The sequence below is a fragment of the Staphylococcus sp. HMSC62D11 genome (assembly GCF_001839145.1).
Lineage (GTDB): Bacteria > Bacillota > Bacilli > Staphylococcales > Staphylococcaceae > Staphylococcus > Staphylococcus lugdunensis.
Window position 1 is genome coordinate 44,286 of the sequence record NZ_KV840207.1, and the last position, 23,389, is coordinate 67,674.

Sequence of the window (23,389 nt, forward strand, 5' to 3'; positions counted from 1 at the left end):
TTAACACCCCATTCTTTTAAAATAAATCGCTTAAAACTTTCAAAGAATCTTCAGAGATACCGAATACATTCTGTCTCTCCATTTTAGTTAAAAGATTTATCAAGCTTGATAAATTCTCACTTATTTTTTCAAAATATTGAAACATGTCACTTTGATAAATAATAAACACTGAATATTCATTTTCTCTCTTTAATACATTAAAAGCTATTTTGTCCGGAAAATCATACTCACCTATATCATTGAATGATTGCATGGCATTTACATCTAACTCTTTTGATAATTCGCCTAAAAAGTTAAATGATATTTCCGGTCCACTAACAGGTTGTGAAAAAAAATATTCATTAAAAAAACTTGTTTGCTTTTCAATGTTAAAGATATTTGTAGATACAAAGCTTTTATAAGGTACAGTACAATCTACTTCAACAGGACAAGTTTTTGTAAACCAACCGACAGTTTGATCAAGAGAATATTTTTCTGGCAAATAATTTCTGCCACTTAATTCTTTATTAATCAAAATCTTTTCTCTTCCCATTTGTTCACTCAGTACCTTTGCAAAAAGTAATAATAGGAAATTTTCTTCAGACAAATTATGTTTTTGATAATATTCTTTAACTTTTTTATAATCATCTTCTACAATATTTATTTTTTTAGTTTCATATTTGTGTTTTGATGAATTTTTATTTGAATTTATATCATTTGAAAACCGAGGCTGTTTTATTATATATTTTCCCCAATCTTCTATACTCGAAGATTTGGGATATAAAGTTATTTTCTTATTATTGTTCAAGCAATTAATTGCACGTATGAAATCCCTTTTTAAAATTAACCAGCTAATGTTATCACATATTAAATGATGCATAACCCACAGCACCTTAAAATGCGTTTCATTTATTTTGATAATCTTTATTGCAGATAATGGTCCATCAAAAATATTTATTGTTTTGTGAAGGTTTCTTTTTAATTCATTTATGTTATTAATATTAAAATGACTGCTATCAACATATTGAATTTCTTTTTTTGAATCCTCTAAATTATTTTCTTTAACCAACCAGCAATATTCCATATTAATTCTTTGAAAATAACTCCTAATTGCATCGTGTTTCTCCCTAATTGCATAATAAATTGTTTGAAAATCTAATTCATCGAATTGACCAAATATTTCAAATTCATTTGATTGATTCCAATGATGAATATTATGAAATTCTTGAGAAAAAAACCATTTCTGCATTGGGAATAAATTGATTTTTCCAAAAACAGGATCTTGATTAAATTTTGAATTATGTTGTATATTTTTTTGAAATAATTCATTAAAATCATTTGACTTCATTATTTCTACTGAAGAAATATTAAATCCATTATCCTGTAATTCACTGGCAAGTTTAATACTCAAAATAGAATCCCCACCAACATCATAAAAGTTATCATTTTTACTTAGTTTTTTATTTTGAAACACTTTCATAACAATATTCATAAATCCTGTATCCCTACTATCGGTTGTTTCATAACTATTTAGACTACATTTTTCAGTGTTTATTTCTTTCAACTTTTTACTATCTATTTTCCCATTAATTGTCATAGGAAATGCATCTAGCTTATGAATAGTTGTTGGAACCATATAATTTGGAAGAATGTTTTTTATTTTTTTTCTTATTTCAATCGCATCTACATCTCCAATATAATAAGCTATGAGTTGTCCATTTAATACCAGTGTAACTGCATTATTAACTTCACGAAGATTTATTATTGCAGAAGTTACTTCATTAGGATTTATTCTATAACCTCTTATCTTCACAAAATTGGAACTCCTGCTAAAGAAGTGTATATCATAATTTTCATCATAATAAGCTAAATCTCCAGTACGGTATATTGTATAGTCCTCATTATTCAATGTTATTTTTTCTAGCTTATAATTTTTATTTTTGTCTAAATAACCAAGAAATACTGATTGTCCAGTAATACAAATTTCACCGACAACATGACGATTTATTATCTCTCCATTATTGTTTAATAAAATAACTCCTGAGTTTAATATTGGTTTACCTAAGTTTGAGGTTTTTACTTTTTTTGTCATTAACTTTATTAAACACATAACTGTTGATTCAGTTGGTCCATAGGCATTAAATATCTTAACTTTTTCAGGTACAGTATCATTAAACTTAAATTCATCTCCACCAACAATTATATTTTTTAATGAATTACATTTACTAAAGTCTAGTAGAGCATAATAATCAGGTGTCATTAAAAAATGGGTAATACTATTATCTATAATAAACTGATTGAAGTTCTCATAACCTCCATTATTGTTAAAGATAATCAATACAGAAAATGTTGAAAAGGCTAATGTCATTTCAAATATACTAGCATCAAAATTCAAACTGGCTATTTGAGCAACTCTATCTCCTTTTTGAATATCAAATAAACTTTTGTATTGAGTAATTAATCCAGACAAATTCTTATAAGTAATCATTACACCTTTCGGCTTATCAGTTGATCCAGAAGTAAATATAATATATGATGTGCCAGGTGAATAGTTCTCATCAGTACCTCTAATTATTGTGTTTGGGCTCAAACAATGACATTTATTTAATTTACTCACTAATATTTTATCTGTTTCACTTCCATCTAAAATGTCTGAAAAAATAAGGAGCGGGTTTGATTCTTCAATTATAAGCTTAACTCTATTTAAAGGTGTGTCATTAGAAACCGGTATAAAACAACAATTGTTTTTCTGTAAGCAATAGAAAATTCTAACAGCTTCAAGAGTATCATTCATATAAACGAGGCATTTTGCCCCCACTTTCAAATTCCTATTCCTAATAAATCCAGAAAATTTGATTGAATCTTCTTCTAATTGTTTATAAGAAATTTTTTCGCTTCCACTTATTATCGCCGTATTATACATTAAGGTTTTTACGTCTAATTTCGATTTATTATAATTAATGTCTTTTTTAGAAGCTGCAAAGTTACTTATATTTATAATTTTATTTAATTCTTTTATTGGCATACCAACATTTTTTTTCAAATAACTTCCAGATTCACTAATAATATTGTTAATAAAGAAGTTAAATCCTTCATGAAAATCCCTAATCTTCCAAAATGGGAAAAGTTCTTTTTTAAAATTGGAATTCAAAAACACTTGCTGATCTCTAATGATAACTTTAACTATCCATGGGTACTCTGATTGTAAATTCCACATTCTTACTTTATTATCTAAATAGGATTCTTCTTCGACAATATCAAATATACATTTATAATAGTCCTCAATATTCTTGGAAGCACTTTTGCTTAAATTAGATAATTCAATAATTGAAAGATCAGAATGCTCTAAAAGTTCATAAAGCAATTGATTAGAATATTCTTGTAAATCTTCATAATTTTTCTGTTTCTCCACCTTCATTACATGGGGAAATACCTGCGTAATGTACCCTATAGTTTTATAATCTTGTTCCGAACGTCTAGAAGAGACAGGTATTGCGATAGACAATGTTTCTTTATTAAAATGTTTAGATGCATAGAGACGAAATAAACCTAAGAGTGTTGAAAATAAACTTTGTTTTAGTTGATGTGAATGCTCTTTTAAATTATTTAAACTTACACTTAGTTCATTCTCATATTCAATCCTTTCGTTTCCTTCTTTATTATTAATCATGAAATAATCATCAATCTCACTATTAAAAATCTTGTTCCAATATTTTTTATCTTCCTCCAAAACAATTTGATCACATGCTTTATTTAAATAGCTCTCATAAAAAGTGTTATTTTTTATACATATATTTTTTTTAAAAGACAGTTGCCTTTCTAATTCTTCTTTAAATATTTTTCCTGAATGACCATCGAAAATAATGTGATGGAATTTACAAACTAGAAAGTTTTTTTTCTTATGTTGAAATAATTTAAAATCGCATAATTTTTGGTATAGAGACATTGGTTCTTCGATATATTTTTTTATTTGATATTCAAAATCATTTTCATTATCTATTAAATTTATATTTCTTAATTCAATATTTACTTTTTCATGAATCAATTGTTTCGGGAATTTCCCCATCATTATTTCTACCCTTAAAGCAGAATTACTTTTAATAATTTCATTAAGTGCTGATTCAACATCTTCTTTTTTTATACCTTCATCAAGTTGAATGACTAAAGGAATTAGGTATTCATTATTTTCTCTATATTGTTGGATTCTTGACCAAATACCTTTCTGCTGTGGACTCAATTCATAAAGTTTATTTACCACTTTTATCCCTCCTTAATAGTAAATAAATTTCGCTAAAGTTACTGGCTTTAAACAATTCCTTTATTTTCATTTCAACTCCATATTCCCTATTTAATGCTCTAATCAGCTTCATACCTTTAATTGAATCACCTCCAACACTGAAGAAATTATCATTTAAATCGATTTTCCCTATTTCCAATGTATCAGAGCATAGTGTTAAAAATTCTAAAATATCGTCATTATATTGATTGATATCGATATTAAAATTCAACTCTCTTTTTACTATACTTTCAATTTCTTTGAAATCTATTTTCCCATTAATTGTTATCGGAAAATCTTCGATATATTTGATGAAATTAGGAACGGCATAACTAGGTAAATTTCTCTTCAAAAATACGTGTATTTCTTCCTCATTGTAGTTCGCAGTATAAGCTAAAATTAAATCCTTATTATTACTAAAAATCAATTTATAGGAGTTACTAGGCATTATCTTATTTAACGCTGATTCTATATCTCCTAGCTCAATTCTATAACCCCTAAGTTTAATTTGATTATCTAACCGATTAATATAATGGGTTAGATAATTTGATTGAATATAAACAAGGTCTTTTGTATTAAAATGATTTTTCCTGTTATTTTCAATCAGAAAATTACTATTTAAATGTTTATCTGTATACCCTTGAGTAACTGTAGAACCTTTTAACACATATTCTCCTACAACTCCAAACGGCAGTATTTGTTTATCGGGTGATATTGTAAAGCCATTCAAACTACTTATAGGTTTGCCTATTGGATAATGGAGATAATCATTTATATTTTCGCTGTTTATTCGAAACATATTCGAAATAATAGTTGACTCCGTTGGACCATACATATTAATTATTTCTATTTTTTTTGGTAAATTTTCAATATCATTTTTAGTTAATTTTTCTCCACCTATAATCATTACCCTCAAACTGCTATTATTTTTCAGTTCTAAATTTTTAGCAAGCGAAGGAGTCATCGAAAAAATTGTAATTTTCTCTTTTTCGAGTAAATATTCAATTTCAGTAGCGTATAATCTTTTCTCAGGAATATACATAGAACATCCACTAATAATAGGCATTAGAAGATCGAATATGGATGGATCAAAATTCATCACTATATTTTGATACCAAATATCTGACTCGTTAGCTATATGTTCCCTAGCCAATGCTTTTAAGAGGTTAGTAAGATTATACTTTGAAACTTTTACTCCTTTTGGTACCCCAGACGATCCTGATGTATAAATGATATAAGCTATATCATCAAGTGAAGTTGTTGAAGTACCTTCCAATCGACTAAAGGAACCATCGCCATTAAACAAACAATTTACTCCGGCATTATTAATCATCATTTCAATTCTATTTTTATTAATTTCCTCTGTTATAGGTATATAAGTTGCTCCGGATATGAAACATGCAATTGCATATAAAGTCATTTTTGTTCTATCTTTTGTCATCACCGCAACTACATCACTATCTGATAGTTCAGTACGATTAATAATATTTCGAACAATATTGTATACATCATTATAGGTGTATTCTTTTTCTTTGCTTTTTATCAACAATTTATTATTATATTTTAAAAACTGTTGTATTAATACACTCGAAACAGTCTCATTAATTTCCGTAATAACCCTTACTTGCGGATAAAGTGAAGTATTGCTAAGTAATTTATTTGAAATTTCACTCACTTCATTAATCTGATTTTCTAAAAACAGATTAATTTGTTTAAGCAATATTTTACAGCTATGCAACATGTCTTTATTAACAAACTTCTCATCTAATTTTATATCTATTTTATAATTATGTTTCATATCAATCACAGATAATGCCAACAAAAAATTAACCTGTTCATGTCCTTTTGAAGTATCAAATGAAAAAATTCCATTTGTTTGTACTTTGGGATAGTTTTCAAATACATAACCAATCTGAATTTCATTATCTATATTTGATTCCATTATTATATCTTTCCATGTAATAAAATCATTTTCTAAAATAGAATTCATTTTATCTTTAATTATTGGAATTAAATCTTCTTTTATTGTTTGGCAATCTCTAAAATCAATTCTGAATGGTAGAGTGGTTACAAACATACCAACTCCATCTATCTCATTACTATGAAATTTACTTCTACCAGATGTTGTCACTCCAAACAAGATATCGTTCTTACCAAATAAATATTTCAATGTCAGAGACCAGAGTAATAGAAAATAATTATTTGGTGTTAAACTGTTACTTTCTAAAAAACTATAATGTTTATCACTTTTTTCTATATAGATTGTTTCTTCCTCTAAACCTTCATTAGAAATCTTAGGTAAGTTAATAGGTTCATATTTTTCAAAAATATCTTTAAACTCATCTAGATTTTTTGGCTTAGTATTACTAATTAATCTATCCTGAAGAATGTTAATATCTCTGAGTTTTTTATCATTATCATATAATTTATTGAAATAATTAAAGATTGTTGACATACTCCAACCATCAATAATTAAATGATGATTTTCCATAATTATTTTATAACCATTTTCAAGTTTAACAATAAGAAACCTTATTAATGGTCCTCTCTGAATATCAAACGGTATGTGTCTTTGACTTATAAGCAGATTATTTATAAGATTATTTGAGTTGCTATTGTTACTAAAGTCAAAAATTTTTATAAGCTGATTTAATCCAAAATCATCAAGTTCATTAACCTTCTGATACCATTCTCCATCTATCTCAGAAAAAGACACCCTTAAAGGTTCTACTTTTCGAAGCAATTCTCTAATTGCACTTAAGATTTTTTCTACTTCCAAGTTTTTGGTTTCAGATTCCCATTGAATAATGTAATTTCCACTTTTGGGATTTTGATAATAATCCATTATCATTGCTTCTTGAGTTCGATTAATTGGATATATTTGACCATTTTGAGCATCTTTCAACAAATATAGTGAATCTTGAAATTCCATTTCCACTTTTTTAAAATCCGAACTATTATATAGTTTTTTATTATATTTAAATTTAATACTTAATTCTTGATTATTTAAAATAACATCTACATGCAGATTTGATAAAGCCTGACTGTTTGGAGAAAAGTCATTTTCTGAAAAAATATCTACTATCTTAAACTCAGGATAGTCATTAAATGTCATATCACCCAAAAAGTTAAAACTCCAATCATGACAAAAATTCAAATCAAAATATCTTTGATAGCCGATTCCTTTATTAGGGATTTTTATTTGATTAAAAAAGATCTTTTGAGCTGATATTTTAATATCATCATTTAGTTCTATCTTCATTGGATATATATTTGTGAACCAGCCCATTGTATTAATAAACTCATTCTTTTCTTTTGGTCTACCATGGCCTTCTAATAGTAAAATAGATTTTTGGGGTATGATATTATTTTTACTTAGAGTATGTGCAATAACTGCAATAAGAACAGCCTCCATGTTTCCATGGTTCTTCTGATTCGCGAATCGAATTATAACTTCAGTTTCCTCTTTACTCAATGCTATGTCATAATCTTTTAAATCTTTATATTTACACTTTTTGTTATTATTAATCTGATTCTTCCATTCCGAAAAATAATTTTCTGATAGCCCATCTTCATAATTTTTTATATATTTTACCCAACTATCAAAGTTACTCGATTCATAATTATACTTATTATTACCTTCTAATAATTCAGAGAAATCATTTAAAATAATTCTCCATGATACCCCGTCAATCACTAAATGATGTATAATAAAGTGAATATATACTTGATTTTGATAATATATTATTTTAAAATTGTATATACCTTTGTGAATATTTAGTGATGATTGCCCAATATTTAATAAGTTATTAAATTCACTTAAACTCTGTACTTTCTCTGAATTTATCTCATATTTTCTTTTATCTATGACTTGCCTATAGACACCGTTATCTAAAATAAATCGTGATTTCAATATAGGGTGTAATTCGATAAGTTGTTTTAAGCAATTAATAATATCCTTTTCTTCTTTTATGTTTTTTAATTCAATTAAAGCACTTTGATTCCAATGAGATATGTCTTCTTTCTGTGTTTCAAAAAACCATTTCTGAATTGGACTAAGTTCATTTGAATTCCAAATCTGATTATTTTGGCGTACCTCTTTATTATTTTCTTTTTTAAAAAATTCTCCTAAACTTTTAATATTTTGGCAGTCCATAAATTCGCTCATAGTAATGTTATAACCTTTATTTCTTAATTTAGAACAAATTTGCATCGATTTAATGGAGTCTATACCAATTTCATATAAATTAGTTTCCGTACTAACACTTTGACTATGCGTGGCATCTTTTATTACTTCCATAATCATTTTTTCTTCTTTAGTGGCCGGAATATTATCACTGTTTTCTATATAAAACTTTTCTATAATTGATTTATCTAATTTGCCATTTAACGTTAATGGAATCTTATCGGTATGAATAATTTGATTTGGCACCATATAATTTGGCAATACATTAGTTAAAAACTCTTTAGCCTTATTAGTCTTTAGTTGACCTTCATAAACTAATACTAATAAATTATTGATAACTTCAGTAACACAATTTGACACTAAATCATGCTTAAGTAGATTTTCTTCAATCTCAGATAACTCTATTCTGTATCCTCTCAGTTTAATTTGGCTATCTATTCTGCTAATATAATTAAGCGTTGAATCACTTGAAATATAACCAATATCACCACTTTTATATAACTTGTCAGTCACTTCATCAATCGTCACAAATTTTTCTTTTGTAATATTTTCATTTAAGTATCCTGAACTAAGATTTTCACCACCAATTACTATTTCGCCTTCGCAATTATGTGGTAGAAGCATATTTCTTTTATTTACAACGCCGATTTTCACATTGACTCCAGGTTTTCCAATAGGAACGTTAGAAAAGAATGAATTATTAAATTCCATTGTAGTCGTAAAAGTAGTATTTTCAGTTGGACCATAACCATTAACAATACTAACATTCTCTAAGTTTTTAATTGCTTTTTTAATATGTTTTGCTAAAGCTTTTTCTCCACCAATAAAAATTTTCCTATGATCTTTGAACAATTGTATTGACTCATTATCAATCATAGAATAAAACAACGATGTTGTTAAAAAAGAAATAGTAGGTTTTAATTGTAATTCCTCAAAATTCCAATTTTCAATATCAATTATTGGATCGGGAACCACTAATAAACTACATCCATTAAGTAAAGACATCCATATTTCAAATGTAGAAGCATCAAATGATAAAGAACTGCAGTGAGTAAAGACATCCTTATCATTTAAACCATATGCTTCAAAATTCCGGGTAAAATTGAAAACATTTTTATGAGTTATTTTAACACCTTTAGGAAAACCAGTTGTACCAGATGTATAAAATACCTCCAGACAGTTTTCATCTTCCCTAAAACAAGAGTTTTTATTGTAATTCAAATTATCATAAATGAATAAATTTCTATCTAAAACTTTTTGTTTCTCACTTATTTTTAAATGATTTGCATTATCTGTAATAACATATTTTGCATTAAAATCATCTAAGATATATTTAATTCTTTCTTCAGGATAGTTATTATTTAAATGTAAAAAAGGAATATTCATTTTAGCTAAAGCTATCATTAATGCAATATTCTTAATTCCTCTATCTAAAAAAATAGCTATCCTGTCATCCTGAGAAATTTTATAATTTAACATTGCATTTACTAGTTTATCGACCAATGTATTTAATTCGAAATAAGTAATTTGATATTGTTTTGACATAATTGCTATTTTGTGCTTATATTTTTCGTTAAATGCTATATTTCTAAATTCTTTATAAAGATTATTATTTTTTTCTAGACTAACTTTTTTACCTTGAATTAAGCTATCATTACTTCCTCTATTTTCAAAATCATTACCTTTTAAAGCTTTATCAATTATACTTTTATAAGTATCAATCAAAAATTTCGATTCTTCTTCATTAAATATTTCATCAGAGAACTCGATTTCCAAAAACGCTTCATTTCCTAAAACTTTAACGTTGCCAGTCAATTCAAACTTTGCTCCTGTTTGATTTGTATTAATCTCATAAAAAATGTCCGAAACATTCTTATCTGTTTCTTGGTAGCTAAAAACTACATCTTGCATTCTGTTTAATGGCGAATCAAAGAATGTAGTTAAATCCCGATAACGTGCATTCTTATATTCAAATGTTTTAAATATTTCTTTTTGAACAAGTTTAAACCTATCTAACCAGGTATAACCTTTATCATAAATACTATCCTGAATATATAAAGGCAATATATTCACAAAATATCCCATTTTTTTAAAATCCTCACTATTATTTCGAGTAGAGAAAGGTATACCTAATCTGAAATAATCCTCACCGGTAATATGAAGTAAAGTGTAATAAAAAGTAGTTAGAAAAAAAGTGTATTTTGAAATTTTATTTATGTTACAATATGTTACTAATTCTTGGAACTTTTCATTATTTAGTTTTAAATTCTTAGTATAGCCAGTAAATTTAGTTTGTGAAATTCTATGAGGCTTAATACGACGAGGTATATCAAGTGCTTTTTGTATGTATTTATCTTGTTTGAGCTTTTTTAATGGCTTTAAGTGTTCTTGATAATTAGTAGATAATTCATGATGAATTTTTTCAGTAACCCTACTTGGATCTAGTATCTCTTTTAACCTTCGAAGTATTAAATTTTTTGTTTGAGCATCTGATACAATGTGGTGGTGGTTTATAATAAGATAAGTGCTATTCATTTCATTATCTATTAAAATATAAAACTGACATAGGACGTCATTATTTAAATCAAACTCTTCCGTTTTGTATTTATTTATAAACTGATATAAATTTGTCTCTTTCACTTTTTCAGTTATCACAACAGGATTTGTATGATTTACGTATTTATATACACGATTATTTTTAAATATGAAATTTGATTTTAGAATATCATTTTCTTCAAAAATTTGACAAAGTGCTTTCACAAGTTTATTTTTGTCACATTCAATTAGTAATTTAAAACACCATGTTTCCGTATATAACGATCTAGTCACAGATGATTTATTCCATATCAAATAAAGTTGTTCTTCTTCCATAGAAGCTTGTGTCATATAGGATGATTTAATTAATTCCATCTGATTGACCTCCTTTAACTAAAACTTATTCAAAAATCCTATCAACGGTTATGTCAATTAAAAACTCGATTGTTCCATTTTCATTATATATATCTAACTCTTCTTTTGATAAAGGAGTAAAGATATATCCTAAGGCAGAAATCCCTAAATTTTCATCAACTTTATATTTCAAATTTGATTTCCTAATTTCATTACGAAGATCATAGTGTACATTTTCCATTAATTTTTTTTGTTTTTTTACATCTAGTTTATTTAAAAATTTGATAAAATCCTGTTGTGATGTCTCATTTAAAAAATCTAATTTTGTATATTCCTGATATAACAGTTTCAAAAAATTAGCAAAATCATATTTAGTCATACATTTTTTTAAACCGTCCTCTGTAATTTTCACTAACTTATTGTGTGCACTTATGATGACTTCATAAAATAATGCCTCCTTCGAATCAAAAAAATTATAAAAAGAACCTTTTGATATTCCAGAAATTTGGCACAAGTCATTAATATTTGTTTTTTTATAACCGTATTTTGACCAATGCTTTTCACAATTTTCTAATAAATTTTTCTTAATATTTTCTTTTTCAATCTTAGAGAATGCCATATTAATACCCCTATTCATTTATGACTAAATAAATTTTTCTAGTCACTTTTATCTTAATCTATTTAATTAATATGTCAACTATATTAAGCGAATATTTTTTTTAATATTGATTTTTCTTTATTGTGTCTATTACATCTCTAAAGATAAAGAATAAAATATTTTGTCAACTAATCTTCTAATAATAAGAATATTCTATTGCGGATTTTATACTACATTTACATTGTATTTCTTATTACATACTTTATTATTTTAAAATTAAACTATCTGCTGTAATTTTTTTAAACATAATTATAATCACTGCCATTTCTATAAAAATTACCAATAAAGTCAGCAATGAGTTATTTATTAGAACAAATGCAATAACTATCGGAATAATTATCATACTTATTATTGCAGTTACAATAGTTCCTTTACTTTGTTTAACAACTTCCATTTCAGAACTCCAGTTATAGGATGGGAACCGTAAATTTACTAAAAACCCAATAATACTTATCAAAGTGAGGGTAGATACTAACAACGTACTGATTATAATTAAATAAAATATACCTGCATGAAATACTGTATAGAACACAATAGAAGTTAAAACAATACCTGGTAAAAATAAAAGTATATTAACTAATATTTTTCCAATCGCTATTTTCTTAATATTAATAGGAGCCACTAACATAATCCAAATACTCTTTCCTTCAAAAGAAATGCTACAAGAAGTTGTAGTAGTAAGAATTACAAAAGTAAAGACAATAAGTACATATATTTGCTGAGAACTAATAGTAAATCCTAGTAAATCATAAGAAATTGAATCAATACTGGGTATTATTCCAATTAGAATACTTATATTTAATATAACAATAACTACTGGAGTTATGATTGTATTACTAACATAAGTTAAAGAGGAAAAATATAATTTAAATTCCTTTATTATTAAACTGAATACTGGTGAATTTATTTTAAATACCGTATTCCCATTTCTTTTTTTCTTTCGCTTATTTGTTTGATTTCTAAGGGAATCATGAAAATTAATCAGCATATAAATAACTATGAACGTTGTAATAAAGGTAATAACAATTAACAAAAACATATTAAATAAAAAAGGAGAGCTAGTCATCTTGTTAAGCGGGTACCGTAAAATAGATGTATTTATAAACCATTCTTTATAACCAACCATTTCAGAGTTAAAGATAAAATAAATTAACGGAGCTATAAATGCGAATAATGTAAAAATTGACTCTGTTATATTATTACGTAACTTGATAAATATTAGTATATTTCTTACTAATATGGAAATTATAAAAGGTATATTTGTAGCTAGAAGAGGAACAATAAAACTTAATAAAATAATCATAAGAATTACTGACAATAAATGAGATAACAAAGGTATTACGAAGACAACACTTAGAATAAAAATGGTAAAAGTCAAAGTAATATGAATCAAATATTTACTTAATAAATAAAACAGTTTTGCTTGCCAGTTTTTTATTGGCAGACTATAAATAAATTCACCATCCTTCCCTTCTATGACATTATCGAATCCGCTAAGTATATTCCATATACCAAATAGCCAAAATAAAATGGATGTTAATAATACAAAAAATTCATGGATATTATTATTTAAACTTAAATCTATTGCAATGAAAACTATATATCCTAAAAACATTATAAATGCTGTAATATATCCTGTGATAGTGTAAATAGAATGCTTTCTTACTTCTTTATTATTGCTTTTCAAATTAGATAATTGCGTTTGATTTTTTAATCGAAATAAAAATAACAATTTAAGATTATTCATCAGAAGTCACATCCTTAAATATTTCATTTAATGGTGCTTTTTTAAGAATACTTTCCATTGTATCATTTACTACAGCTTTACCATGATCTAAAATAACAAGTTTATTACATAATTTTTCAGCAACTTCAAGTACGTGTGTAGAGTATAAAATAATTGCTCCTTCACTGGCTCGTCTTCTAATTTCATTCACTAAAAAATCAATAGCATTTGGATCCAAGCCAACAAATGGTTCATCCAAAATAATTAATTTAGGATCATGCATTAATAATGAAATAAGCACTAACCTCTGCTTCATTCCATGAGAATAACTAGAAACCAAATCATAAATGGCACTTTCAAATTTTAATTCTTTTATTAGGTAACTTAATTTCTCTTCAAGTTCTATGTTCTCCATTTTATAAAGCGCCGCTATTAGTTCAATATATGCTTTCCCCGTCATATTATTGTACAAATCAGGCGTATCTGGTGAATAACCAATGAAAGATTTATAATACTCTGGATTATCTTTTAGATTTATATTGAACAATTTCACTTCTCCATGATCAAATGTATGTATTCCAACAATTGATTTAATCGTTGTCGTTTTCCCAGCACCATTTGCTCCAATAAAAGCACATATATCACCTTCATATAATTCTAATGATAAATTCTTAACACCTTTATCAGAACCTTTATACGTTTTACTTAAATTTTGAATGGATAACATTTCTATACCTCCTTAGAATTTCTTGATAATGACTTTAGATGCATATACTATGGCAACAATATAAATAACAGGTGCGATTATCAATAAGAAATTAGAATTTATATTTTGAAATTGGCTTTCAGCTAATGTAAGTGCACCACTTGGTAAAAATAAAGCAAATGTTTTATTAATATTGCCCAATAATATAAATACCATTGATATTACGATAGTTATCACACCTATAAAAATAGAACTTTTTATAAAAGTACTTAATAATATCGTTACGCTGACAATAAAAAGAATCCACAAACTATAAAATAAGAGAAAAAATAAAAAATTAATAAATGGATAATAATCAAAAAGATAAATAGTATAACAATATGAAACACCAGCACCAATCAAGATACATATCATACTAATAATCCAGTTTCCAAAAAGCTTTGAAATAATATATTGCATACTAGATACTGGCCTTGTAAATATAAACCCCAGAACTCCACTCTTCTTTTCATCAGCTATCATACCCATAAAGCTGATGACCAATACAATCAAACCCATCTGATTAAATTGGCCAGTAAACGTTGCCAACAAAACTTCATTAGCCTGAGGTTTAGGTGCATTAGGGTCCATAATAATCCCATCAACCCCTCCAAAATTTTTAATAATCACTTCCATGTAATTATCAATTAAAGGTTGCGTCAATCCAAGAATAGAAAAGAATATTGCTAACCATATAAATTTAATGTTCCTTACTGCTTCTAATAATTCCACTTTTCCTAAAATTAATATATTTCTCATATATCAGACACCAACTCTAAAAATATTTTCTCTAAATCTTTCTTTTCATATGCAATTGAATTCACTTTAATATTAATTTTGTCCAGTTCTTCAATTAACTCAGATATTTCAATTGGCTTTCGACTGGTTACAATATATTCTCCTGCTTTTACTTTTTGTAAATCATATAAGTCGGTTAATTGAATATCCGGATCATAAGAATCTTTTAAAGAAATTTTTAAATATATACTTTTGTAATTCACAGTCTCATCTTCATTGGTTATATTTCCGATGATTTCTCCATCTTTTATAATAATATATCGATCACAAAATTCACTTGCATCATCAAGAATATGTGTGGATATAAGAACTGTTGTGTATTTTTTCAATTTTTTTATTAGGTTTTTGATTTCATTCCTGCCAACTGGATCAAGAGCTGATACTGGTTCATCTAAGACCAAAAACTTTGGACGATGTAAAATAGCCTGTGCTATGCCTAATCTCTGTTTCATCCCTCCTGATAATTCTTCTACCTTATATTTATTTTTATTCTGAAGACCTACATCTTTTAGTATTTCATTAATATTCTGAGCAATATACGTTTTATTTAAACCTGATAAACCACCAAAAAATCTTAACGACTCTTCACAAGTCATCCACTGCTTAAAATCTGTGTGCTGTGATAAATAACCAATATCATTTTTAAAATTCAAAATATTTTTTCCATTAAATTTAATTTCCCCTTTTTCATAATTAATAATTCCAGTAATACATTTAATCAATGTTGTTTTCCCAGCACCATTAGGACCTAATAATCCAATACACTCTCCCTCTGAAATATTAAAAGAAATATTTTTCAGTATTTTTCTTCCTCTAAACATTTTATTCACATGCTTAATCTCGATCAATTTTTATTAGCCTCCTTCCAATAATCAAATAAAGAATAGGTCCAATAGTATTAAACAACAAAATTGCGATTGCCCAAGCAATAGGATAATTAACAATTTTTCTTCGTCTATATAAATCGATTAGGGCAATTATTAAAAGTACTACATGTAAAACCAATATTGGTATTAATATTGGCATAATAGTCCCCCAGTCTATTTCTTTTAAGACGTTAATATCAGTATTCATTTTCACCCTCCATTATCATTATTGATAATGATAATGTTACTGTACATTTATTTAAAAATCAATTATTATGTATAAAGTGAGGTGTTATGTATGGAATTCAGTTTATTTAAAAATCAAACACGTTTTAAAATCGCATTAACATTAATCGATAAACCAGAAGGACTTTCTATTATGCAACTCAATGAATTATTAGAAGATGTGCCTCAAGCAACACTGTATAGACATGTAAATGCTATGTTTGAAGAACAATTATTAAAAATTGTAAAGACCAAAAAATTACGTTCTAGTGAAGAAAACTATTATGCAATAAACTCTAAAGGCTATAAAATTGATGAAACAGAGTGGACTCAAGCGAATTACAGTAAAAAAATAGACTTTGTTACTTATTATTTTATGTATGTATTACAATCTTATCAAAATTATCATAAAACAATTAATAAGGATGATAAAGCTACCTTTTCTATTTCAAAACTAAATTTAGAAGACAGTGAATTTGAAAATTTCCAGTCCGATCTTAACTGTTTAATTAATAATTATTACAATGAAAAACAAAATACGAATAACAAAGAGCGAACCATTTCACTTGTTATTATTCCATAACCAATTTTGATTCACTTTACTAGCAAAAGTTAAAACTATTAATACTGTGGTTCATATGATTATTTCTTATGACTATATTGCCAAAATCAACATCGGCCACATTGACTGTAATAATATAATTTGATTTTCCTACTTTTGTAATAGGTATACGAACACATCATATATCTCTCTTTAAAAGACTGTTAGATGGAGTTTTAAAACGTCAAACAGTAGTTCCTCCAGAAATCTTTTTCGTAATAGTATAGTGTAATATGTTTTATATATACCTCTCAAGTTAATCCTAGAAAGATTGGTTAAATATCAAGACACAATATACTGAATTTTTCCACAAAAAACACCTCGACATAATATCGAGGTGTTTTGTATATTTCTTCCAACAATTAACGTTTTGAGAATTGTGGAGAACGACGTGCTTTTTTAAGACCTGGTTTTTTACGTTCTTTCATACGTGGGTCACGTGTTAATAATCCAGCACGTTTTAAAGAACCTCTGTATTCAGGATCTGCTTCTAATAACGCACGTGCAATACCGTGACGAATTGCTTGAGCTTGTCCAGTGAAGCCACCACCATGTACATTAACTAAAACATCGTAGTTACCTTTAGTTTCTGTTACATCAAATGGTTGGTTTAAGTCTAAAATCAATGATTCGAATGGTAAGTAGTCACGCACATCACGATCGTTAACTTTAATGTTACCTTCGCCTGGTACTAAACGTACACGTGCTACTGAGTTTTTACGACGGCCTGTACCTCTATATTCAACTTGTGCCAATGTAATTTCCTCCTTCTAATTAACCACGTAACTCGTAGTTTTCTGGTTGTTGTGCAGCGTGTGGATGTTCAGCGCCACCATATACAAATAATTTTTTACCTTGTTTTTCGCCTAAACGTGAACTTGGTAACATACCTTTGATAGAATTTTCAAGTAAGCGTTCTGGATTATTACGTTTCAATTCTCCAGCAGTAACAGCTTTTAGTCCGCCTGGATGATTTGAGTGACGGTAATAAATTTTATCTTGTTCTTTGTTACCAGTTAATTCGATTTTTGAAGCGTTAATGATGATCACGAAATCACCAGTATCAACGTGTGGTGTGTAAGTTGGTTTATTTTTACCGCGTAAGATAGATGCAACTTCTGATGATAAACGACCTAATGTTTGGCCTTCAGCATCAATTACATACCATTTGCGCTCAATGTTTGATTCATTTGCCATAAATGTTTGACGCATAATAATTGTCCTCCTAAAAATAAATGCTGTGTCTAGATTGTAATCCTGTCTTCACATTCGAACCTATGAGATAAATCACAATCTACTTTCGATACTTAAATACTGTTACGATTTAAAAGCGTTAGTTTCATTTATTTTGTTAACTGTTCTTCTGCTTTGCTTATATATCTTGTAACACAATAAGTTTCCGGGGCTTATCATGGGGTGGATATAAAACAATACCGTTAATAATCATATAATTTTATAGGTGTTTTGTCAATCTAATTTAGTCGTTTTGTAAAGATTTTTTACGATAAATTTTGATGTTTTGTCCAAAGTCATTAATTAGATCTTCAGGTGCTAAGTAGATTTTTTCAAGATAAAGGCCTTCTGCTGGTGCGGTAAATGGAACATTATCTCGATTTTTTTGTTCCAATAATGCTGTGACTTCTTCCGGGGAACGGTTCCCCTTTCCTACTTCAATGAGAAAAGCCATTATTACGCGGACCATATTATATAGAAACCCTGATCCTGTAACAATATAATCAAAACCATATGTCGTCATTTCAATTTCACTTTGATATAACGTTCTAACTTTACTTTCTACTTCTGTTTTTTGCGAACAAAATCCTGTAAAATCATGTGTCCCAATAAATTTTTGAGCAGCTTCATTCATACGTTCAATATTTAATTGTTGTGGTACATAAGTCTTCAATCCACTTTCAAATGGATTCTTATGTTCAGCTTGATACACTTTATATCGATAGCGTTTGCCAACACAATCATATCTACAATGAAAATCCGAATCTACCTGTTTAACTTCTTTGACATAAATATCATCAGGCAAAGCACTGTTCATTGCATATTGCCATTGACTATCAGCAATCTTTAATTCGGTATCAAAATGGAAAAATTGTTCAAGCGCATGGACACCTCGATCGGTACGACTTGATGGATGTATACGAACATCATGTCGATGCATTCGTTTTAGTATCTTTTCAAATTGTTGCTGAACCGTACGACCTTGATTTTGAATTTGAAATCCTAAAAAATTGCTTCCTTGATAGCATATATTGACTAAAATACGCAACGCATTACACTCCTATCAATTTTAATACAAACATTAAACCTGCGATTGGAATCATTGCTAAAATCACAATTGTATCTTTTATCTGCCATTGTAACGTACGATAGCTAGTACGTTGAACATTTGCATCATATCCTCGCACTTCCATAGCTATAGCCAAGTCTTCTGCACGTTGAAATGCAGAAACAAATAATGGAATCATCAAAGGGACAAAGGCTTTTATACGTGCAAATATCCCTCCCGAGCTTATTTCAGATCCTCTTGATTTTTGTGCTAATATAATTTTATCTAATTCATCCATTAGTGTTGGAATAAAACGTAAAGCAATAGACATTATCATACTGAGTTGATGTACGGGTACCTTAATCCATTTCAGCGGATACATCAATTTTTCAAAGGCATCTGTTAAATCAATCGGACTTGTAGATAAGGTCATAATTGTTGCTATCACTACAATAAGAATTAATCTTAGAGAAATAAAAATCCCTTCCAAAACACCCGCACTTTCAATAGTAAACGCACCTATTTGAATCAGTACAAAGCCACCTTTTGTAAACAGTATATGCATCACAAAAGTAAAAATCAGAAAGATAAATATGGGTGTCAGTCCTTTTAATAAAAACCAAAGTTTTATTTTTGCACATATCATAATAGCTAAAATAATAAGTAACAACCATGCAAACGTAGTAAACGAGTGAGCAAAGAATATCGTAATAATAAATAAAAAGACAAAGATTAATTTAGCTCGTGGATCTAATTCGTGTATCAATGATTGTGTAGGTAGATAGCGACCAATAATCAATTTATTTTTCATTTTTGCCGCCACTCCTTATACATTTGAACGAATTCCTCATTTGTAAGTGCCAAATGAGGGAACTTTATTTGATGTTTATCCTCAATATCTTTTTGTAGTTTAACAATATCGGGTAAGGCAATATGCCAATTTGTTATATACTTATCTTTAGCAAACAAATCACGCGGTGTACACACATCAACGATTTGTCCTTCTTTCATAATTACAGTTTGATCTGCATAGCACGCAACATCATTCATATCATGCGTCACCAAAATGATAGTCTTATTATCTTCAAGTTGAAACTTTTTAAGTAGTGTCATAATTTGAAATCTACTTTGAGGATCCAATCCTGCAGTAGGTTCATCTAAAATAATTACATCGGGATTCATTGCTAAAATAGATACGATGGCAATCTTACGCATTTGTCCTCCTGACATTTGGAAGGGGGATAAAGACATAATGTTTCTTGGAAAACCTAATTGCATTAATAAATCAAAGGCATCACTTTTAACTTGTTCTATATCCATACCAAAATTTTTCGGACCAAAGATAATTTCACGTTCCACTGTATCTTCAAATAATTGTGTTTCTGGAATTTGGAAAACCATACCGACTGTTTTACGAATAGTTCTTATATGTTTATCTTTGGTTTTATGATGAATCGTAATGTCACCAACAGAAAGGCTTCCTGTTGTAGGTTTGATAAGGCCATTAATATGTTGAATGAGTGTTGACTTACCGCTACCCGTTTGTCCTATGAGTGCATAATAGACACCTTGTTCTAAAGCCAAATGAATGTGACTCACTGCTTCTTTTTCATAAGGTGCCCCCTTTTGATAAATATATGTGACATCATTAAAGGAAATACTCATAGTTTGTCCACTAACCCTTCATAAGTAATATAACGATTACTAACTTCTAATTGTTGTGCAATTTTCATTACAAATGGTAAGTCTAAACCAATATCTAATAAACCTTGTTGTGACGAAAAAATGGTCTCAGGTATTCCAGCCTGGTAAACCGTTCCTTTATTCATCACAATCACATAGTCACTACCCATTGCTTCAGTCAAATCATGTGTAATAGAAATAATTGTAATATTTTTTTCTTGTTGGACACGTTTCACTAACTCAAATAAATCTTCTCGTGCTTTAGGATCTAACATAGAATCAGCTTCATCTAAAATAATCACTGAAGGCCCTAATGCTAGTACACCAGCGATAGCAACGCGTTGTTTTTGACCACCAGATAATGATTGTGGCTCACTATCTGCATAATCTAACATATTAACGTCAGAAAGCACCTGTTTAACTATGCGATGCATATTATCATGAGGTACTGAATGATTTTCTAAACCAAAAGCAACATCGTATTTGACAATTGACCCAACAAATTGGTTTTCTGGGTTTTGCAATACGATACCAATATGTTTACGAATATCTTGTAAATTTTGTGCATTGATAAGGTGATTATTATAAAAAATTTGTCCTTCATTTGCTTGCTCGATACCTACCATCAATTTTGCAAGCGTTGATTTCCCTGAACCATTATGACCGACAATTGTCGTCCATTTACCTTTTGGTATATTAAAAGAAACATGATCTAAAGTAAATGCAGTATCGCTTTGATATTGAAATGACACATCTTTAAATTTAATTATATTTTCTTCCATAGCCATTGTCAGTCATCCTTATCAAAATTTATGTATTCTATCATATTTTACATGAAATCATATCATCTGTATATTGTCCACATTTTATCAAATATACTGTCTATTTTCTATGCACGTTACTACACAACATCCACTTCAAATAGGATACAAATTAAAAAGCCATAGTCAATTAAACTACAGCTAAATGAAAAAAGCGCGCACCCCATCATGTTTATTGAGTTCACGCTTTAAATGATTATTAAGTTGATGGGGTACTCTGAGCTAGACAATATTTGTATGTGGCAAACATTATCGTTGCACTCATTTGCTTTATATATAAGTTCTAAGTGTATTTATTCAGTGATATATTGTGACATTTCACAATTATACTAATTCAATAATTACTGATTCAGCACCGTCTCCACGACGAGGGCCTACTTTAAGGATACGAGTGTAACCACCTTGACGTTCTGTATAACGGTCTGCGATTTCACCAAATAGTTTTTGAAGTGCAGTTTGTGTTGTCTCATCTTCATTTAAGATGTCAACATTACGTAATGTTTTAGCTGCATTACGACGAGAAGCTAAATCGCCTTTTTTTCCTAAAGTGATTAATTTCTCAACAATACTACGAACTTCTTTTGCACGTGCTTCTGTTGTTTCGATACGTTCACTTACAATAAGTGACGTTGCTAAATCACGTAACATTGCTTTACGTTGGTCAGAAGTACGACCTAATTTTCTGTAACCCATGAGTTAACCTCCTTTATCAATCTTCTTTTCTTAAACCTAAACCTAAATCTTCTAATTTGTATTTAACTTCTTCAAGAGATTTACGACCTAAATTACGCACTTTCATCATATCAGCTTCTGATTTATCAGCTAACTCTTGTACAGAATTGATTCCTGCGCGTTTTAAACAGTTATATGAACGTACAGATAAGTCTAATTCTTCAATAGACATTTCTAATACTTTTTCTTTTTGGTCTTCTTCTTTTTCGATCATAATTTCAGCATTTTGAGCTTCATCAGTAAGACCTACAAAGATATTTAAGTGCTCAGTCATTATTTTAGCAGCTAATGATACTGATTCTTGTGGCGTGATTGAACCATTTGTCCAAACATCCAATGTTAATTTATCAAAATCACTACTTTGACCTACACGTGTATTTTCAACTGTATAGTTTACACGTTCTACAGGTGAATAAAGTGAATCAACAGGAATTACTCCAATTGGTAAATCACTAGTGTTGTTTTGTTCTGCTAATGCGTAACCTCTACCCTTATTAGCAACAAGACGAATTTTAAGATGTCCACCTTTAGACACGGTTGCGATTTTAAGCTCTGGGTTTAAAATCTCAACATCACTATCATGTGTGATATCACTTGCAGTTACTTCGCCTTCATCTCGTACATCAATTTCTAACGTTTTATCCTCTTCAGAATAGATTTTTAATGCTAGTTTTTTGATGTTCATGATAATTGTAGATACATCTTCCACTACATTATCTATTGCTGAAAACTCGTGTAATACGCCTTCAATCTCGATGTATTTAACGGCTGCACCTGGTAATGAAGATAGTAGGATACGACGTAAGGAGTTTCCTAGTGTAGTACCGTAGCCACGTTCTAGTGGTTCAACAACGAACTTACCGAATTTAGCATCATCACTAATTTCAATTGTCTCAATTCTAGGTTTTTCGATTTCTATCATT

17 protein-coding genes are annotated in these 23,389 nt (G+C 28.5%); 1 reads left to right on the top strand and 16 read right to left on the bottom strand.

Translation table 11 applies throughout. The annotated features are described in order from the left end of the window. Positions 1–16: 16 nt before the first annotated feature. The 8 genes from HMPREF3267_RS11730 to HMPREF3267_RS11765 form a co-directional block, all read right to left on the bottom strand. Entirely contained in the window at positions 17–4,237 is a 4,221-nt protein-coding gene (locus HMPREF3267_RS11730; protein WP_081095642.1) for a condensation domain-containing protein, read from the bottom strand. Beyond that, positions 4,227–11,351 (bottom strand): lugdunin non-ribosomal peptide synthetase LugA, encoded by a 7,125-nt coding sequence (gene lugA / locus HMPREF3267_RS11735; RefSeq protein ID WP_002478842.1) that lies wholly within the window; start codon positions 11,349–11,351, stop codon positions 4,227–4,229. The genes HMPREF3267_RS11730 and lugA overlap by 11 nt, the downstream gene beginning before the upstream one ends. Before the next feature lie 25 nt (positions 11,352–11,376). Next, the gene (lugR, locus tag HMPREF3267_RS11740) at positions 11,377–11,967 is read right to left on the bottom strand and encodes a lugdunin biosynthesis transcriptional regulator LugR (protein ID WP_002460032.1); all 591 of its coding nucleotides are present in this window, start codon (positions 11,965–11,967) and stop codon (positions 11,377–11,379) included. A gap of 226 nt (positions 11,968–12,193) precedes the next feature. Further along, entirely contained in the window at positions 12,194–13,735 is a 1,542-nt protein-coding gene (locus HMPREF3267_RS11745) for a hypothetical protein (RefSeq protein WP_002478840.1), read from the bottom strand. Further along, positions 13,728–14,441 (bottom strand): ABC transporter ATP-binding protein, encoded by a 714-nt coding sequence (locus HMPREF3267_RS11750; protein WP_002460034.1) that lies wholly within the window; start codon positions 14,439–14,441, stop codon positions 13,728–13,730. Before HMPREF3267_RS11750 ends, HMPREF3267_RS11745 begins: the two co-directional genes overlap by 8 nt. Positions 14,442–14,453: 12 nt before the next feature. Next, positions 14,454–15,218, bottom strand: coding sequence for an ABC transporter permease (locus HMPREF3267_RS11755; protein ID WP_002460036.1), 765 nt, complete (start codon positions 15,216–15,218; stop codon positions 14,454–14,456). Then, complete coding sequence (locus HMPREF3267_RS11760) at positions 15,215–16,105, bottom strand: ABC transporter ATP-binding protein (RefSeq protein ID WP_012990772.1); 891 nt, start codon at positions 16,103–16,105, stop codon at positions 15,215–15,217. Before HMPREF3267_RS11760 ends, HMPREF3267_RS11755 begins: the two co-directional genes overlap by 4 nt. Then, a complete protein-coding gene (locus tag HMPREF3267_RS11765; protein WP_002460038.1) occupies positions 16,092–16,331 on the bottom strand; it encodes a PLD nuclease N-terminal domain-containing protein in 240 nt (79 codons plus the stop codon). The genes HMPREF3267_RS11760 and HMPREF3267_RS11765 overlap by 14 nt, the downstream gene beginning before the upstream one ends. 90 nt (positions 16,332–16,421) lie before the next feature. Here HMPREF3267_RS11765 and HMPREF3267_RS11770 point away from each other — a divergent pair, with 90 nt between their 5' ends. Further along, positions 16,422–16,931 (top strand): helix-turn-helix domain-containing protein, encoded by a 510-nt coding sequence (locus tag HMPREF3267_RS11770; protein ID WP_070823883.1) that lies wholly within the window; start codon positions 16,422–16,424, stop codon positions 16,929–16,931. A gap of 380 nt (positions 16,932–17,311) precedes the next feature. Here HMPREF3267_RS11770 and rpsI read toward each other — a convergent pair whose 3' ends face one another. From rpsI to HMPREF3267_RS11810, 8 genes are all read right to left on the bottom strand, one after another. Beyond that, on the bottom strand, positions 17,312–17,704 hold the full coding sequence (gene rpsI, locus HMPREF3267_RS11775; RefSeq protein ID WP_002460040.1) for a 30S ribosomal protein S9: 393 nt from the start codon (positions 17,702–17,704) through the stop codon (positions 17,312–17,314). 19 nt (positions 17,705–17,723) lie between these two features. After that, a complete protein-coding gene (gene rplM, locus HMPREF3267_RS11780) occupies positions 17,724–18,161 on the bottom strand; it encodes a 50S ribosomal protein L13 (RefSeq protein ID WP_002460041.1) in 438 nt (145 codons plus the stop codon). A 265-nt stretch (positions 18,162–18,426) separates the two neighbouring features. Beyond that, positions 18,427–19,230, bottom strand: coding sequence for a tRNA pseudouridine(38-40) synthase TruA (gene truA, locus HMPREF3267_RS11785; protein ID WP_062077934.1), 804 nt, complete (start codon positions 19,228–19,230; stop codon positions 18,427–18,429). Positions 19,231–19,234: 4 nt separating this feature from the next. Beyond that, positions 19,235–20,041 (bottom strand): energy-coupling factor transporter transmembrane component T family protein, encoded by an 807-nt coding sequence (locus tag HMPREF3267_RS11790; protein WP_062077936.1) that lies wholly within the window; start codon positions 20,039–20,041, stop codon positions 19,235–19,237. Beyond that, positions 20,038–20,895, bottom strand: a complete 858-nt coding sequence (locus tag HMPREF3267_RS11795; protein ID WP_062077938.1) for an energy-coupling factor transporter ATPase — start codon at positions 20,893–20,895, stop codon at positions 20,038–20,040. Before HMPREF3267_RS11795 ends, HMPREF3267_RS11790 begins: the two co-directional genes overlap by 4 nt. Further along, positions 20,892–21,701 (bottom strand): energy-coupling factor transporter ATPase, encoded by an 810-nt coding sequence (locus HMPREF3267_RS11800; RefSeq protein ID WP_002460045.1) that lies wholly within the window; start codon positions 21,699–21,701, stop codon positions 20,892–20,894. The genes HMPREF3267_RS11795 and HMPREF3267_RS11800 overlap by 4 nt, the downstream gene beginning before the upstream one ends. Positions 21,702–22,058: 357 nt before the next feature. Continuing rightward, positions 22,059–22,427, bottom strand: a complete 369-nt coding sequence (gene rplQ, locus HMPREF3267_RS11805) for a 50S ribosomal protein L17 (protein WP_002460046.1) — start codon at positions 22,425–22,427, stop codon at positions 22,059–22,061. Between the two features lie 16 nt (positions 22,428–22,443). After that, positions 22,444–23,388: a DNA-directed RNA polymerase subunit alpha gene (locus tag HMPREF3267_RS11810; protein ID WP_002460048.1), complete on the bottom strand. Its 945-nt coding sequence runs from the start codon at positions 23,386–23,388 to the stop codon at positions 22,444–22,446. Position 23,389: the final 1 nt, after the last annotated feature.

Coding starts and splice junctions, on each gene's coding strand:
- lugA (WP_002478842.1), bottom strand. CDS start 11,351: ATGGAATTAATTAAATCATCCTATATGACACAAGCTTCTATGGAAGAA.
- lugR (WP_002460032.1), bottom strand. CDS start 11,967: ATGAATAGGGGTATTAATATGGCATTCTCTAAGATTGAAAAAGAAAAT.
- HMPREF3267_RS11745 (WP_002478840.1), bottom strand. CDS start 13,735: ATGAATAATCTTAAATTGTTATTTTTATTTCGATTAAAAAATCAAACG.
- HMPREF3267_RS11750 (WP_002460034.1), bottom strand. CDS start 14,441: ATGTTATCCATTCAAAATTTAAGTAAAACGTATAAAGGTTCTGATAAA.
- HMPREF3267_RS11755 (WP_002460036.1), bottom strand. CDS start 15,218: ATGAGAAATATATTAATTTTAGGAAAAGTGGAATTATTAGAAGCAGTA.
- HMPREF3267_RS11765 (WP_002460038.1), bottom strand. CDS start 16,331: ATGAATACTGATATTAACGTCTTAAAAGAAATAGACTGGGGGACTATT.
- HMPREF3267_RS11770 (WP_070823883.1), top strand. CDS start 16,422: ATGGAATTCAGTTTATTTAAAAATCAAACACGTTTTAAAATCGCATTA.
- rplM (WP_002460041.1), bottom strand. CDS start 18,161: ATGCGTCAAACATTTATGGCAAATGAATCAAACATTGAGCGCAAATGG.
- HMPREF3267_RS11790 (WP_062077936.1), bottom strand. CDS start 20,041: ATGAAAAATAAATTGATTATTGGTCGCTATCTACCTACACAATCATTG.
- HMPREF3267_RS11795 (WP_062077938.1), bottom strand. CDS start 20,895: ATGAGTATTTCCTTTAATGATGTCACATATATTTATCAAAAGGGGGCA.
- HMPREF3267_RS11800 (WP_002460045.1), bottom strand. CDS start 21,701: ATGGCTATGGAAGAAAATATAATTAAATTTAAAGATGTGTCATTTCAA.
- rplQ (WP_002460046.1), bottom strand. CDS start 22,427: ATGGGTTACAGAAAATTAGGTCGTACTTCTGACCAACGTAAAGCAATG.
- HMPREF3267_RS11810 (WP_002460048.1), bottom strand. CDS start 23,388: ATGATAGAAATCGAAAAACCTAGAATTGAGACAATTGAAATTAGTGAT.